The following is a 14,795-nucleotide window of genomic DNA, read 5'->3' as shown; positions in this document are numbered from 1 at the left end:
TGTTACATCGCCTCGAGCTGGTCGATGAAGCCGGAGACCACGTTCAGGCCCTTGGACCAGAAGGCGGGATCCGAAGCGTCGAGCCCGAAGGGCGCCAGCAGTTCCTTGTGGCGCAGCGTGCCGCCGGCCTTCAGCATCTCGAAATACTTCTGCTGGAAGCCCGCCTCGGCGCCCTCGTAGACGGCGTAGAGCGAATTCACCAGGCAGTCGCCGAAGGCATAGGCATAGACGTAGAACGGTGAATGGATGAAATGCGGGATGTAGCACCAATAGGCTTCGTAACCCGCATTCATGGTGATTGCCGGGCCCAGGCTCTCGCTCTGGATCTCCAGCCAGATCTCGCCCAGGCGCTCCGCCGTCAGTTCCGACTTGCGGCGTTCGTCGTGGACGCGGCATTCGAACTGATAGAAGGCGGTCTGGCGCACCACGGTGTTGATCATGTCCTCCACCTTGGTGGCGAGCAGGATCTTGCGCCTCGCCGGGTCCGTCTCCTTGCGCAGCAGCGCCTGGAAGGTCAGCATCTCGCCGAAGACCGAAGCCGTCTCGGCCAGGGTCAGCGGCGTATCGGCCATCAAGGTGCCCTGGTCGGCCGCCAGGATCTGGTGGACGCCGTGGCCCAATTCGTGGGCCAGCGTCATCACGTCCCGCGTCTTGCCCTGATAGTTCAGCAGCAGATAGGGATGGGCCGAGGGCACGGTCGGATGGGCGAAGGCGCCGGGGGACTTGCCGGGGCGCACCGGCGCGTCGATCCAGGCGGCATCGAAGAAGCGCCGGCCGATCGCCGCCATCTCGGGCGAGAAGTCGCCATAGGCGCCCAGCACCGTGTCACGCGCCTCGTTCCAGGGAATGTCGCGATCGTCGCCGCTGGGCAGCGGCGCGTTGCGGTCCCAGAAGTTCAGCGCGTCCATGCCGAACCACTTGGCCTTCAGGGCGTAATAGCGGTGGGAGAGCTTGGGATAGGCGTCGCGCACCGCCGCCACCAGGGCATCGACCACCTCGGCCTCGACGGCGTTCGAGAGGTGGCGGGCCGAGGCGGGCTGGGGATAGTGACGCCAGCGGTCCTCGATCTCCTTGTCCTTGGCGAGCGTATTGGTGATCAGCGCGAAGAGCCGGATGTTCTTCTGAAAGACGCCGGTCAGGGCCGTGGCCGCCTTTTCGCGCACCTTCGGATCGCGGTCGGACAGGAGGTGCAGGGCTTCCGCGCTGGTCAGATCCTTGCCGTCGATCGGGAAGCGCAGGCCGGCGAAAGTCTCGTCGAACAGGCGGGTCCAGGCGGCCCGGCCGGCGACATATTTCTCGTGCAGCAGCTTCTCGATCTCGTCCGAGAGCTGATGAGGGCGATAGGCGCGAAGATCGCGCAGCCAGGGCCGGTAATGGGCGAAGCCCGGCGCCTCGGCCAGCTTCGCCTCGAGCACCGCGTCGTCCAGCTTGTTCAGCTCGAGGGTGAAGAACAGCAGGGCGCTGGAGATGTCGGTCAGGCGTTCCTGGGTCGACTGGCTGAACTGGGCGATCTTGGGATCGGCCATATTGCCGGCATAGACGAGACCGGCGTAGGAGCCGATCCGCCCCATCAGATCCTGGATCCTTTCGTAGCGCGCCATGGCTTCGCCGAGGGTGGCGCCCGGCAGGTCCGCCAGCTTGCCCTCATAGTCCGCGGCGAAGGCTTTGACGGCGGCCTCGGCCTCGTCGAAGGCGGCCGCCAGTTCCGGCGAATCGGTGCCCGGGAAAAGGTCGGTCAGGTCCCATTCCGGCAGCACGCCCAGCGTGCCGGTGTCCAATTCGTCTTTCCTGATGGCTTCACTCATGGCCGTTCCTCACCGCGAACCGTCGGAGATTTCCCGATCATAGCGATATGGGGCGCCCTTCGCGCCCTTTGAAGAGGGCCGGCGGTCAGCCGCCGATCGCCCCCTCGTGCATGCCCAGCGCCTCGAGATAGAGTTCGAGGATGGCGTCCATCTCCTGACGCTCGGCCTTGTCGATCTTGCGGAGCCGGATCACCTGGCGCAGCACCTTGGTGTCGAAGCCGTTGCCCTTGGCCTCGGCATAGACTTCGCGGATGTCGGCGGCCAGCGCCGCCTTCTCTTCTTCGAGCCGCTCGATACGGGCGACGAACTGGCGCAACTGCTCGCCTGCGATGCCGACGACTTCGGCCATGGGAACCTCTCTATGGGCAGGGAAAACTCGGGCCCGGACGTTAGCCGGGGGCGCCCTGCCTTGGCAATCGGCGACGTATGCGGAATTTTTCACGACGGCGTTGACAAGCCCCGAACGGAAGGGTATCAACCCGGCCTCGCACCTGCCCAGGTGGCGGAATTGGTAGACGCGCTAGCTTCAGGTGCTAGTGCCCGTAAGGGCGTGGAAGTTCGAGTCTTCTCCTGGGCACCATCGGATTTTGAGGCCGCGCCATGACCGTGACGCTCCACAAGGGCGACCTGCCGGCCGATCTCGATCTCGGCCCCGTCGTCGCGATCGACACCGAGACCATGGGGCTGAACCCCCACCGCGACCGTCTCTGCCTCGTCCAGCTTTCCTCCGGTGACGGCACCGCCCATCTGGTGCAGATCGCCCTCGGCCAGACCGAGGCGCCGAATCTCGCCCGCATGCTGACCGATCCCGCGGTCCTCAAGCTGTTCCATTTCGCGCGCTTCGACATCGCCGCCCTGAAGAACGGGCTGGGCGTCGTCACCGCGCCTGTCTATTGCACCAAGATCGCCTCGAAGCTGGTCCGCACCTTCACCGACCGCCACGGCCTCAGCTATCTGTGCCGCGACCTTCTCGGCGTCGAGCTTTCGAAACAGCAACAGTCCTCGGACTGGGGCGCCGAAACCCTGACCGAGGCCCAGCTCGCCTATGCCGCCTCGGACGTCCTCCATCTGCACGATCTGAAGGCGAAGTTCGACGACCTTCTGGCGCGCGAGGGGCGCACGGGTCTGGCGCAGGCCTGCTATGATTTCCTGCCGAGCCGCGCCCTGCTGGACCTCGGCGGCTGGCCTGACGTAGACATATTCGCGCATTGACCGCGCCCCGGGGCCGGCCGGGCCGGCGCTGATCGACTGTCGCGGTCCCGCTGGTGCCGCCCATTGGCCGATGCAGCCCATAGGCCGGTGCAGCCCTAAGGCCGGTGCAGCCCTGTGCAACGAACGAAGAGCCGCCCCTTGTCCAGTCCCGCCGCCCATCCGTCCGCCGACGACCTGACCGAAGCCCGCCGCGTCCTGGCGGTGGAGGCCGATGGCCTCGCCCTGCTGGCCGCATCCCTGGGCCAGCCGTTCCGCGACGCGGTCGGACTGATCGACGGCGCGCGCGGCCGGGTCATCGTCTCGGGCATGGGCAAGTCGGGCCTCGTCGGGCGGAAGATCGCCGCCACCCTGTCGTCCACCGGCACGCCCGCCTATTTCGTCCACCCGGCGGAGGCGAGCCACGGCGACCTCGGCATGATCAGCCCGGACGACGTGGTGCTGTGCCTGTCCAATTCCGGCGAGACCCAGGAACTGGCCGACATCATCGGCTACACCAGGCGCCACCACATTCCCGTCGTCTCCATCACCTCGGGCGGGGAAAGCACCCTCGCCAAGGCGAGCGACATCACCCTGGTGCTGCCGGCGGCGCCGGAGGCCTGCCCCCTCGGCCTGGCCCCGACCACTTCGACCACCATGCAGCTCGCCCTCGGCGATGCGCTGGCGGTGGCGCTGATGGCGCGGCGCGGCTTCACGGCGGAAGAGTTCAAGTCGTTTCATCCGGGCGGCAAGCTGGGCAACCGTCTCGCCTATGTCGGCGACCTGATGCACACCGGCGACGAGATCCCCCTGACCGAGCCGGGCGAGCGGATGGAACGGGTGATCCTGACCATGACCTCCGGCCGTTTCGGCTGCGCCGGCGTGGTCGACAGCGCGGGCCACCTGCTGGGCGTGATCACCGACGGTGACCTTCGCCGCAAGATGGGGCCGAGCCTCCTGTCCCTGCCGGCGTCCGAGGTCATGACGAGGTCGCCCCGGGTCACCCGGGCCGGCGCCCTCTGCGCCGAGGCGCTCTATGTCATGAACGCCAGCGCGATCACCGCGCTGTTCGTGGTCGACGACGCCAACCGGCCGGTCGGCATCCTGCACGTCCACGATCTGCTGCGCGCGGGAATCGTCTGAGATGGCGCGCCGGTCACCCTTTCCGGACCGGGCCCGCGCCGCCGCGCCCACGACCGGACGGGTCTACAGCCGCTTCGTCGGCCTGATGAAGGTGGTGCTGCCGCTGGTCGCCCTGGCGTTGCTGGCGGCGGTACTGATCTGGCCGTCGATCGACAGCCGCCGCGACCTCGGCCTGTCCTACGAGGACATGGAGATCAGGGCGGACGGGCTCGAGATGGTCGAGCCCATCCTGACCGGCGTCGACGACCGCGGCCGGCCCTATGTCATCGCCGCCAAGGGCGCCACCGCCGACGGGCTGGAGCCGACCCAGGTGACGCTGCGCGACATCGAGGCCGATCTCGCCATGGAGGACGACAAGCCGGTGAAGGTGGTCGCCGCCACCGGCCTCTACCGCATCAAGGAAGAGACGCTGCGGCTCGACGGCGGCGTCACCGTCAGCCTGTCGGACGGACACACCGTCGATCTGGACAGCGTGCTGATCGATCTTGCCAAGGGCACCGCTTCGAGCGACAAGCGGGTCGTCGGTTCGGGGCCGTCCGGCCGGATCGAGGCGGACGGTATGAACGCCAGCGATGGTGGCCATGTGCTCCGTTTTGAGGGTAACGTCAGGGCCGTGATCACACGCGGCGAACCGTGACGCGGTGCAGGGTTTTGGAGATCGCTCGATGAAGACGACATTCGGGACGACGGCAGTCGGGATTCCGCGCCGGATGGCCGCCGCCGGCCTCCTTATCGGTCTGGTCGGGATCGGTCTGGTCGGGATCGGCCTGGTCGGGACGGGCCCCGCGATCGCCCAGAACGGACCGCCGCGCCTGAACTTCAATTCGAGCGCGCCGATCGAGATCGTCGCCGACAGTCTCGAAGTGCAGGACAGCGCCTCTTCCGCCGTCTTCGCCGGCAATGTGAAGGTGACCCAGGCGAACATGATCCTGCGCGCCGACCGGCTGGAAGTGATCTATGCCGGCGGCAGCGTCGCCGACGGCGCCGAAGGCCCCTCGGGCATCGAGCGGATCACGGCCCGGGGCAATGTCTTCGTCACCTCGGGCGAGGATACGGCCCAGGGCTCGCTTGCCGTCTACGAGCCCGGCAAGGGCACGGTGACCATGACCGGCGCGGTCATCCTGACCCGGGGCGAGAACGTCCTGAAGGGCAGCCGCCTGGTGGTCGACCTGAACACCGGCCGCAGCGTCATGTCGGGCGGCGGCGGCACCGGGGACGATCGCGTCAAGGGCCTGATCGTACCCGGACAGGCTCCAGGACAAGCCCAGGGACAATGAACGAGAGCTCCCCCATCGCCGATGCCGAGGCGCCGCTGGTCGAGACCGGGCTGGTCGCCCATTCCATCGGCAAGATCTACAACAAGCGCCCCGTGGTGCGCGGCGTCAGCCTGAATCTGCAGCGCGGCGAGGTGGTCGGCCTGCTCGGCCCGAACGGCGCGGGCAAGACCACCTGCTTCTACATGATCTCGGGCCTGATCGCGCCCGACTACGGCAAGATCCTCTATGACGGGCGCGACGTCACGGGCCTGCCGATGTATCGCCGCGCGCGCCTCGGCATCGGTTACCTGCCCCAGGAAGCGTCGATCTTCCGCGGCCTCTCGGTCGAGGACAACATTCGCGCCGTCCTGGAGATCGTGGAGACCGAGCGCGACCGCCGCGAGGCGATCCTCGACGACCTGCTGGCCGAATTCCACATCGCCCATCTGCGCAAGACCTCGTCCGTCGCCCTCTCGGGCGGGGAGCGGCGCCGCGTCGAGATCGCGCGGGCGCTGGCCACCGGGCCCAGCTTCATCCTCCTCGACGAGCCGCTGGCCGGCATCGACCCGATCGCGGTCGACGACATCCGCAACCTGATCTCCCACCTCAAGGATCGCGGCATCGGCGTGCTGATCACGGACCACAATGTCCGCGAAACGCTGGACATGATCGACAGGGCCTACATTATTCACGAGGGGCAGGTTCTGATGGAAGGATCGCCCGACGAGGTGGTCGTCCACGAGGGCGTGCGCCGCGTCTATCTCGGTGACAGGTTCAGTCTTTGACCGGCCCGGCCCATCCGTTGGCCGGTGCCCTGACGGAATAGGGAAATGGCGATCACGCAACGGCTGGAGCTGAAGCAGGGCCAGTCGCTGGTGATGACCCCGCAGCTTCAGCAGGCGATCAAACTGTTGCAGCTGAGCCAGATGGAACTGGCCGCCTTCGTCGAGCAGGAGCTGGAGCGCAACCCCCTGCTCACCCAGGACGACGGCGAGCCGGAACGGCCGGAGGCGGCGGATGCCGCCGCCGCCGAGACCAGGCCGGCCGGCGACGGCCCGACGGGCATCGACCGCGACATCCGCGACGGGCGCGACATGGGCGAGCCCGCGTCGAGCCTGCAGGACGGCTATGACAACGTCTTCGGCGACGACGCCGTGAGCGACCGCGCCGACATCCAGGCCCACGGCCCCGACGATCTGACCGAAACCTCCTGGGGCGGCATCGGCGCCGGCGGCAGGGCCGATTTCGACGACGGCGATTTCTCGGGCGACGATCGCCTGGTTTCCGCCGTTTCGCTGCGCGACCACCTGATGGCCCAGCTTTCGGAACTGGCGCTCGACGACGTCTCGCGCCTGATGGCCGCCAATCTGGTCGATTCCCTGGACGAGGCCGGCTATCTGACCGAGGAGACGGCGGATATCGCGGAACGGCTCGGCATCGAGATCGAGGCGCTCGAAGATCTTCTCGCCACCCTGCAGTCGCTCGATCCGCCCGGCGTGTTCGCCCGTTCGCTCCAGGAATGCCTGGAGATACAATGCCGCGAGGCGGACCGCCTCGATCCCTCGATGGCGGCGGTGCTCGCCCATCTCGACCTCGTCGCGCGGCGCGACCTCGCCGCCCTCGCGCGTTTCGCCGGCGTCGACGACGAGGAGGTGGTGGAGATCATCAAGGAGATCCGCACCCTCAACCCGAAGCCCGGTCACGCCTTCGATTCATCGCCGGTGCAGGCGGTGGTGCCGGACGTCTACATCCGCCGGGGCCCCGACGAGGACTGGCTGATCGAGCTGAATGCCGAGACCATGCCCCGCGTGCTCATCGACCGGCGCTACATGACGCGCATCTCGGGATCGGAAGCGGCGCGCAAGGACGACAAGGCCTATCTGTCGGAATGCCTCGCTTCCGCCAACTGGCTGGTGAAGGCGCTGGATCAGCGCGCGCGCACCATCCTGAAGGTCGCGACCTCCCTTGTGCGGCAACAGGACAGCTTCCTGCGCCACGGCATTTCCCATCTGCGGCCGATGAACCTGAAGTCGATCGCGGAAGAGATCGGCATGCATGAATCGACCGTCTCGCGCGTCACCGCCAACAAATGGGTATGGACGCCACGCGGCCTGTTCGAGATGAAGTTCTTCTTCACCGCCGCCATCGGCTCGACCGACGGCACGGCCGCCCATTCCGCCGAATCGGTGCGCCACCGCATCCGCCAGCTCATCGACGGCGAGGCGCCGAAGGCGATCCTGTCGGACGACAAGCTGGTCGAACTGCTGAAACAGGACGGCATCGACATCGCCCGGCGCACGGTCGCCAAGTACCGCGAGGCCATGGGCATCGGCTCGTCGACCGAAAGGCGCCGACAGAAGGCGTCGCGCCTCGGCTGAGCGCGGCCGGCCGCCGTTCCGGCCTGCGGAAAATGCTGGTTCCGGTCGCTCTGCTCTGGAATCCGGGCACGTTAGCTCGTAAGTATGAATTGACGGGCTCGATGTCCGATGGCGGCCCAGGGGAACGGCCGCCGGGTGCGGCCGAAGCCGGAAGGCGTTCAAAACCCGACGGCAGGGGCCACGGGACATCGGGTGTCCGTCCAAGCGCCCCAACTTCAAGCGCAGGCACATCATGAAGCTGATCATTTCCGGCAAACAGATCGACGTCGGCGACGCTCTCCGCACCCATGTGACGGAGCGTCTGGCCGCCCTCGTCGGCAAATACTACGACAGCCCGATCGACGCGACGGTCACCTTCTCGCGCGAGGCACATCTCTTCCATACGGACATCACCGTCCATTTCGGCGCGGGCCTGACGGTCAACGCCCAGGGCGAAGGCACCGAAATCTACGGGAGCTTCGACGTCGCCTCCGACCGCGCCGAAAAGCGGCTGCGGCGCTACAAGCGGCGGCTGAAGAACCACCACCACGGCGCGACGCGGACCCTGGAACCAGCCCTCTCCTATGTCATCTCCCCGCGCGAGGACGACGAGGACGAGAGCGACGCCCATGTCGACGGCGCGCCCCTCGTGATCGCGGAAAACGAGTCGGAAATCGAGACCCTGACGGTCTCGGAAGCCGTGTTCCGCCTTGATCTCGGGGCGCATCCCGCCATGATGTTCCGGAATAGCGCCAACGGCGGTCTGAACGTTGTCTACCGGCGCCCCGACGGCAACATCGGATGGATCGAGCCGAACAAGCCTTCGAGTGGCGTCGCGGTGTGAGGCATTTGTCTTGGAGCTTAACACCATCATCAGCCCTGAGGGCGTGATTGCCGACCTCAAGGCGAACAGCAAGAAGCAAGCCTTGCAGGAATTGTCCGTTCGGGCCGCCGGCATCACCGGCGTGTCCGACCGGACCATTCTCGACACGCTGCTCGAGCGCGAACGCCTCGGCACCACGGGTGTCGGCCAGGGCATCGCCATTCCCCACGGCAAGCTGGGGGAAATCGACCGGCTGTTCGGCCTGTTCGCGCGTCTTGCCGATCCGATCGAATTCGAGTCGATCGACGAACAGCCCGTGGATCTCGTATTCCTGCTGCTGGCGCCCCAGGGCGCCGGGGCGGACCATCTGAAGGCGCTGGCCCGCGTTTCCCGCCTGCTGCGGGACAAGGACGTCTGCGAGAAGCTGCGCCACTGCGATTCGGTCGAGGCGATCTACGCCCTGCTGACCGACAACGCGCGCCCGCACGCCGCCTGATCCCTTTACCCCCTGATCCCTTTACCCCACGACTTCCGGCATTTTGCGGCTTCCGGCGATCGGGCGCCCGGCCGATTGGCACGACCGGGCGGTCCAATCAGGCCGGGCGGTCCAAGCAGGTCAGTGCACGCTGAGCGGCATCATCTCGTACTGGCGGGCGGCGGCGAAGGCCTGGTCCCGGTCCGCGAGCAGGGCGAGCAGGGCACCATCGGCGCCATGGACGGCGACCACGTCCTTGCCCTCGACATGCACGGGCTTGACGTAGACCAGGGAGCCGTCGCCGAGCGCGGCCAGGGCTTCCGGCGTGATGTGCCGGATATCGGGATTTTCGTTGATAGCGGTCATGGTCATATCCTCCGCTGGATGCCTCATCTTGAGCGCATCAAGCTTAACGGGCCGTATCAGGCCTCGCCGTTCGGGCCCGAAATCTTCCCGGCACCCGAATCCTCGTTGTCGAGCGCGTCCGCCACGCCCCGCGAACCACCGTCGATGGGAATCGAACGGACCACGCTGGCCGGCACCGGCCGGCGCAGATCGATGTGCAGCAGGCCGTTGTCGAGGCCGGCGCGCACGATTTCGATCCCTTCCGCCAGGACGAAGGCCTTCTGAAACTGGCGCGCGGCGATGCCGCGGTGCAGATAGACCTTCTTGTCGTCCTCGGCCACCTGCCGGCCGCGCACGATCAGCTGATTGTCCTCGATCGTGACCGACAGGTCCTCGCGCGAGAAACCCGCGACGGCGAGGGTGATGCGCAGCGCATTGCTGCCCGTCTGCTCGATGTTGTACGGCGGATAGCCGTCGGTCGCCGATTTGGCCACCCGGTCGAGCACCCGCTCCATATGGTCGAAACCCAGGAGGAGCGGAGAATTGAATACCGACAAGCGCGTCATAAGCCTTGCACCCATTGATCTGCGGCCCCCGAAACCCAGGCGATCCGCGACGGGACGTCGGCGGGGGCCCCGAAGGCACCCCCGCGCTTCTATGATCTGGCGAGCAGGTCGACAAAATCAAGAGGTGGCAAAATCAAGAGGCGGCAAATCTAGAGGCATCGGGGCAGGCCTGTCCTCGGCGCAACGCCCGAGTCGCCTTCGCCCCCGCTTCGGTATAAGATCCGACCGACTAGCGCCATCGTACCAGAAGAGTCCCGCCCCCATTCGCGAGGAATGGCGGAGATGGGGCCGCTCGAACGGGGAACGGCCATGAGGAACGGACCGCTCGTCGCCGTCATCGGCGGCGGCATCGCCGGGCAGAGCGCCGCCGCGGTACTGGCCGCGGCCGGCGCGCTCGTCACCGTGTTCGACAAGGCGCGGGGCGCCGGCGGGCGCCTGTCCACCCGGCGCGACGCCGGCCTGCAATGGGATCACGGCGCGCAATATTTCACCGTCCGCGACCCGGCGCTGAAGGCCCGCGTGGCGCAGCTGAGCGCCAACGGCACGATCGCTTCCTGGAACGGCGTGATCGGCACCCTCGGCCCCAACGGCTTCGTGCCGGAGGACCGGACCGAACCCCGATTCGTCGGCCACCCGCGCATGAGTGCCCTGGTCGGGGCATTGGGCAGCGGCGCCACGGTTTACGGCGTCGAACTGCGCGAGATCGCGCCGCGTGGTCCGCGCCTGACCGTGACCGACCGCCAGGGGGAACATTTCGGCCCCTATGACGCCGTCGTCGTAGCGACGCCGGCCCCTCAGGCCGTGCCCCTTCTCGCCCTCGAACCGGCACTTGCAGCCGCCGTCGCGGAGGTCGAGACGGCCCCCTGCTGGGCCTTGATGCTGGCCTTCGACAAGCCCCTGGACCTCGGCTTCGACGGTGCCTTCGTCGCGCCGGAGACGACGGGCGGCACATTGGCGTGGATCGCGCGGGACAGCGCGAAACCCGGCCGCGATCCGGCGGGGGCCGAAACCTGGGTCGCCCATGCCGGCCCGGACTGGAGCCGCACCCATCTCGAGGATCCGCCGGAGGTGGTGGCGGCCCTGATGACCGCGGCCTTCGTCGCCGCCACCGATCGGTCGATGCCGCCGATCGCCGCTTTCGCCCATCGCTGGCGCCACGCCATGACCACGCGACCGTTGGGCCGGCCCTTCATCCTGGATCCGCGCCGGCCGATCGGCGCCTGCGGCGACTGGTGCCTGGGAGCGCGGATCGAGGGCGCCTTCGTCTCGGGCCGGGCCCTCGGCGCGGCCATGGCGGCGCGCCTCGGCCTGTCGCCGGATCAGGCTTCCAGTTCGGCGTCCCAGTAGAGATAGTCGTTCCAGGAATGATGCAGGTAATTGGGCGGGAAACTGCGCCCGACTTCCTGCAACTGGCCGACCGTCGGCACATAAGGCCGGGAGCGCAGGTGCATCCCGCTCTCACGCAGCATGCGGCCGCCCTTGCGCAGGTTGCAGGGCGAGCAGGCGGTGATGATGTTGTCCCAGGTCGTGCGCCCGCCCAGGCTGCGCGGCAGCACGTGGTCGAAGGTCAGATCCTCCGTCCGGCCGCAGTACTGGCACGAGAAGCGGTCGCGCAGGAAGACGTTGAACCGGGTGAAGGCGGGATGGCGCGCCGGCTTCACATAGGTCTTCAGACAGACCACCGAGGGCAGCCGGATCTCGGCGCTGGGGCTGCGCACCGTCCGCTCGTATTCGGAGAGGATGTTCACGCGCCCGAGGAAGACCGCCTTGATGGCGTCCTGCCAGGACCATAGGCTGAGAGGGAAATAGGATAGCGGCCGGTAATCAGCGTTGAGGACCAGCGCCGGACAGGCCTCCACCGGATGGGACATCGCGTTCATCTACCGCCTCGCCCTTATTGACCGCCTCACTTCGCGACGATTCGCACCTAAGCCCGCTATTCCGCCTCTGACCCGTTTCGCGTTGCACTTGAAATCGCCGAACCGACAATTCCGTGACCTGAATTGTGACAATGCTTGCGGTTCGACGCCAGCAAAATACAACATGCAGTGTGACGCCATCGTGACGTCCACGTCATTTCGTGAAAGAAGTGTCGAAAGGCGCACTCAGCAAGAGGCGCACTCAGGCGCCGAGCGCGCCTTCGGGATCGAGCAGCATCCGGCACAGGAATTCGCCGCCCAGCGCCAGACCTTCGGGCCCGATGCCGTGGCCCAGCCCGCGTTCCACATGGGATTGCAGGGACAGCCCGGCCTCGGTCAGGGCCTCGACCGCGCGATGCAGCGCGGCGACCGGCACGATGGGATCCTGATCGCCGTGGACGAGGAGGATCGGCGGACGCGACGTCATCTCGGCCTCGAGCACGGCGCCGGCGCCGGCCAGCGCCCCGGAGAAGCCGACGACGGCGGCGGGCGGCCGGGCCCGCCTCAGGCCGACATGCAGCGCCATCATGCAGCCCTGGCTGAAACCGACCAGGGCCAGATTGTCGTCGCCGAGCCCGAGGCGTTCCAGTTCCGCGTCGATGAAGGCATCGAGCACGGGCGCCGCCGCGCGAGCGCCCGAAAGACGCTCTTCCTCGGAAAAATCGGTGAGCGGGAACCATTGCCGGCCGAAGCCCGCCATGTCGCAGGGCTCCGGCCCGTCCGGCGCCACGAAATAGGCATCCGGCAGCAGGCGCCGCCAATAGGGCGCGAGGCCGATCAGATCCTCGCCATCGGCACCGAAGCCGTGGATGAGCACGATCAACTGGCGCGCGGGGCGGTCCTGCATCGGGGCAAGCCGCGGCCCATCGATCCGGCTCATGCGAAAACTCCTGCACCTCGAGACGTCTGGCTTCATCATGAAGACGAATCGCGTCACGAAAAGAAAGTCCGAATTGGTCCCAATCCCCCCCATGATCACACGTTTCGCGCCGAGCCCGACGGGTGCATTGCACCTGGGCCATGCCTATGCCGCCTGGATCGCCCATGATCGCGCCCGCGCCGCCGGCGGCCGTTTCCTGCTGCGGCTGGAGGATATCGACCACACCCGCTGCCGTCCCGAATTCGAGGCCGGCATCCTGGCGGACCTGGCCTGGCTGGGCATCGCCTGGGACGGGCCGGTGCGCCGCCAGTCGGCGCATTTCGCCGACTATGCCGAGGCTCTTGCCCGGCTCGAGGCGATGGGCGTGATCTATCCCTGCTTCTGCACCAGGGCGGAGATCGCGGCGGAGGTCGCCGCCGCGCCCGGCGCGCCCCAGGGACCGGCCGGCCCGCTCTATCCCGGCACCTGCCGCCACCTGAGCGACGACGCCCGCGCCGCCCGCATGGCCGAGGGCCGCGATCATGCGCTGCGCCTCGACGTCGCGCGGGCGACTGCTCTCGCCGGCGGCCCGCTCACCTGGGTCGACGAGAAGGCGGGCCGGCAGACGGCCCGTCCCGAGATGCTGGGCGACGTGGTGCTGGCCCGGAAGGAGACCCCGACCTCCTATCACCTGGCGGTCACGGTCGACGATGCCCTGCAGGGCGTTACCCTGGTGACGCGCGCCATCGATCTCTTTTCAGCGACCCATGTCCACCGGCTGCTGCAGGCGCTGCTGGACCTGCCCGTGCCTCTCTATCACCACCACGGTCTCGTGATGGGAGAGGACGGCCTGCGCCTCGCCAAGCGCGACAGGGCGCTCGCGCTCGCCGCCATGCGCGCGGCCGGCGAGAGCCCGGCGGCGCTGCGCCGGCGCCTCGGCCTGCCGCCTTGCCCGGGCGCGGCGGCTCCCTTACCTTGCGCCGGTCAGGTGGAGGAAGAGTGACGATGAAAAGCCAGAAGATGGTCGAATATGCGGCGCCGCTTTGCGAATTGGTGGAGCCCGATCCCATCCCCGAAGGCGGCGAGGTGGTGGTGCGGATCTCGCGCTGCGGCGTCTGCCATTCCGATCTCCACATCTACGAGGGCTATTTCGAGATGGGCGGCGGCAACCGCCTGGACGTGCGCGGCGGCCGCAAGCTGCCCTTCGTCCTGGGCCACGAGATCGTCGGCACCGTGATCGCCGTCGGGCCGGAGGCCGGGGGCGTCGCCGTCGGCGATCGCCGGGTGGTCTTTCCCTGGATCGGCTGCGGCGCCTGCCCGACCTGCGCGCGCGGCCTCGAGCATCTGTGCCCCAAGGGCCGCCATCTGGGCGTCAATGTCGATGGCGGTTACAGCGATACGGTGAAGATCCCGCACGCCCGTTATCTCCTCGATTACACCGGCATCGACGAGGATCGCGCCGGTCCGCTCGCCTGCTCGGGCCTGACCGCCTATTCCGCGATGAAGAAGATCCCGCCGGCGGGCGCCAGCGATCCGCTGCTGATCGTCGGCGCGGGCGGCGTCGGCCTGATGGCGATCCAGGTCGCCAAGGCGCTCTACCCCGCCGCCCCGATCGTCGTCGCCGAGATCGATCCGGCCAAGGCCGAGGCGGCCAAGGCCGCCGGCGCCTCGGAGGTGATCGACCCCCGGGAGAAGGAAAGCCTGGCCCGCCTGCAGAAGGGCCTCGGCGGCGTCCACGCCGCCTTCGACTTCGTCGGCGCGGAACAGACCCTGCAACTCGCCATCCGGGGCCTGCGCCGGGGCGGCACGGCGGTCGTCGTCGGTCTGTTCGGCGGCGCGCTGTCGATGCCCATTCCCCTGTTCCCGTGGAACGGCATCTCGGTCGTCGGCTCCTATGTCGGCAGCCTGCCCGAACTGGCGGAACTGCTGGACCTCGTGAAGGCCGGCAAGGTGGCGCCCATTCCTGTCACGCTGCGCCCCATGGCCGAGGCGACCGACGCCCTGCACGACCTGAAGGCGGGCAAGGTGGTCGGCCGTACCGTGCTGACAGCGTGATCCC

Annotated in this window: 17 protein-coding genes and 1 tRNA gene; 12 read left to right on the top strand and 6 right to left on the bottom strand. The window is 67.8% G+C overall.

Features of this window, described 5'->3' with window-relative positions; translation table 11 throughout:
- Positions 1-2 precede the first annotated feature (2 nt).
- Together L2U69_RS10290 and L2U69_RS10285 are read right to left on the bottom strand one after the other, a co-directional pair.
- Positions 3-1,805, bottom strand: a complete 1,803-nt coding sequence (locus L2U69_RS10290; RefSeq protein ID WP_236106718.1) for a M3 family oligoendopeptidase — start codon at positions 1,803-1,805, stop codon at positions 3-5.
- An 85-nt stretch (positions 1,806-1,890) separates the two neighbouring features.
- Positions 1,891-2,154 carry a DUF2312 domain-containing protein gene (locus L2U69_RS10285; protein WP_236106717.1) on the bottom strand — a complete coding sequence of 88 codons (264 nt, stop codon included), beginning with the start codon at positions 2,152-2,154 and terminating at the stop codon, positions 1,891-1,893.
- A 144-nt stretch (positions 2,155-2,298) separates the two neighbouring features.
- Here L2U69_RS10285 and L2U69_RS10280 point away from each other — a divergent pair.
- The 9 genes from L2U69_RS10280 (at position 2,299) to ptsN (ending at position 9,068) form a co-directional block, all read left to right on the top strand.
- Positions 2,299-2,385 (top strand) — tRNA-Leu (locus L2U69_RS10280).
- Positions 2,386-2,405: 20 nt separating this feature from the next.
- Complete coding sequence (locus tag L2U69_RS10275) at positions 2,406-3,017, top strand: ribonuclease D (protein WP_236106716.1); 612 nt, start codon at positions 2,406-2,408, stop codon at positions 3,015-3,017.
- Between the two features lie 138 nt (positions 3,018-3,155).
- Entirely contained in the window at positions 3,156-4,136 is a 981-nt protein-coding gene (locus tag L2U69_RS10270; RefSeq protein ID WP_236106715.1) for a KpsF/GutQ family sugar-phosphate isomerase, read from the top strand.
- Between the two features lies 1 nt (position 4,137).
- Complete coding sequence (gene lptC, locus L2U69_RS10265; protein WP_236106714.1) at positions 4,138-4,773, top strand: LPS export ABC transporter periplasmic protein LptC; 636 nt, start codon at positions 4,138-4,140, stop codon at positions 4,771-4,773.
- Positions 4,774-4,801: 28 nt separating this feature from the next.
- Entirely contained in the window at positions 4,802-5,413 is a 612-nt protein-coding gene (locus tag L2U69_RS10260; protein WP_236106713.1) for an LptA/OstA family protein, read from the top strand.
- Positions 5,410-6,177: an LPS export ABC transporter ATP-binding protein gene (gene lptB, locus L2U69_RS10255; protein ID WP_236106712.1), complete on the top strand. Its 768-nt coding sequence runs from the start codon at positions 5,410-5,412 to the stop codon at positions 6,175-6,177. The genes L2U69_RS10260 and lptB overlap by 4 nt, the downstream gene beginning before the upstream one ends.
- Before the next feature lie 45 nt (positions 6,178-6,222).
- Positions 6,223-7,770, top strand: a complete 1,548-nt coding sequence (rpoN, locus tag L2U69_RS10250; protein ID WP_236106711.1) for an RNA polymerase factor sigma-54 — start codon at positions 6,223-6,225, stop codon at positions 7,768-7,770.
- Positions 7,771-8,002: 232 nt separating this feature from the next.
- On the top strand, positions 8,003-8,593 hold the full coding sequence (gene hpf / locus L2U69_RS10245) for a ribosome hibernation-promoting factor, HPF/YfiA family (RefSeq protein WP_236106710.1): 591 nt from the start codon (positions 8,003-8,005) through the stop codon (positions 8,591-8,593).
- 10 nt (positions 8,594-8,603) lie between these two features.
- Positions 8,604-9,068, top strand: coding sequence for a PTS IIA-like nitrogen regulatory protein PtsN (gene ptsN, locus L2U69_RS10240; RefSeq protein WP_236106709.1), 465 nt, complete (start codon positions 8,604-8,606; stop codon positions 9,066-9,068).
- Positions 9,069-9,188: 120 nt separating this feature from the next.
- On the opposite strand, the gene L2U69_RS10235 is transcribed toward ptsN, so the two are convergent.
- Positions 9,189-9,413, bottom strand: coding sequence for a DUF1150 family protein (locus tag L2U69_RS10235; RefSeq protein ID WP_236106708.1), 225 nt, complete (start codon positions 9,411-9,413; stop codon positions 9,189-9,191).
- 56 nt (positions 9,414-9,469) lie between these two features.
- Positions 9,470-9,958 (bottom strand): Hsp20 family protein, encoded by a 489-nt coding sequence (locus L2U69_RS10230; RefSeq protein WP_236106707.1) that lies wholly within the window; start codon positions 9,956-9,958, stop codon positions 9,470-9,472.
- Between the two features lie 309 nt (positions 9,959-10,267).
- On the opposite strand from L2U69_RS10230, the gene L2U69_RS10225 reads away from it, so the two are divergent.
- Positions 10,268-11,305 carry an NAD(P)/FAD-dependent oxidoreductase gene (locus tag L2U69_RS10225; protein WP_236106706.1) on the top strand — a complete coding sequence of 346 codons (1,038 nt, stop codon included), beginning with the start codon at positions 10,268-10,270 and terminating at the stop codon, positions 11,303-11,305.
- On the opposite strand, the gene L2U69_RS10220 is transcribed toward L2U69_RS10225, so the two are convergent.
- Together L2U69_RS10220 and L2U69_RS10215 are read right to left on the bottom strand one after the other, a co-directional pair.
- Positions 11,278-11,829 (bottom strand): HNH endonuclease, encoded by a 552-nt coding sequence (locus L2U69_RS10220; protein WP_236106893.1) that lies wholly within the window; start codon positions 11,827-11,829, stop codon positions 11,278-11,280. The two genes, L2U69_RS10225 and L2U69_RS10220, sit on opposite strands and share 28 nt — an antisense overlap.
- 250 nt (positions 11,830-12,079) lie before the next feature.
- Positions 12,080-12,757: an alpha/beta hydrolase gene (locus L2U69_RS10215; RefSeq protein ID WP_236106705.1), complete on the bottom strand. Its 678-nt coding sequence runs from the start codon at positions 12,755-12,757 to the stop codon at positions 12,080-12,082.
- 91 nt (positions 12,758-12,848) lie between these two features.
- Between L2U69_RS10215 and gluQRS the strand changes: the two genes are divergently transcribed.
- Together gluQRS and L2U69_RS10205 are read left to right on the top strand one after the other, a co-directional pair.
- Positions 12,849-13,739: a tRNA glutamyl-Q(34) synthetase GluQRS gene (gluQRS, locus tag L2U69_RS10210; protein WP_236106704.1), complete on the top strand. Its 891-nt coding sequence runs from the start codon at positions 12,849-12,851 to the stop codon at positions 13,737-13,739.
- Between the two features lie 2 nt (positions 13,740-13,741).
- Positions 13,742-14,791 carry an alcohol dehydrogenase gene (locus L2U69_RS10205; protein ID WP_236106703.1) on the top strand — a complete coding sequence of 350 codons (1,050 nt, stop codon included), beginning with the start codon at positions 13,742-13,744 and terminating at the stop codon, positions 14,789-14,791.
- Positions 14,792-14,795 lie beyond the last annotated feature (4 nt).

This window comes from Zavarzinia marina, assembly GCF_021568905.1.
In the GTDB taxonomy this organism is placed as follows: Bacteria; Pseudomonadota; Alphaproteobacteria; order Zavarziniales; family Zavarziniaceae; genus Zavarzinia; species Zavarzinia marina.
Note: the sequence above shows the minus strand (reverse complement) of the source record. Positions and strands in the feature narration are given on the sequence as shown.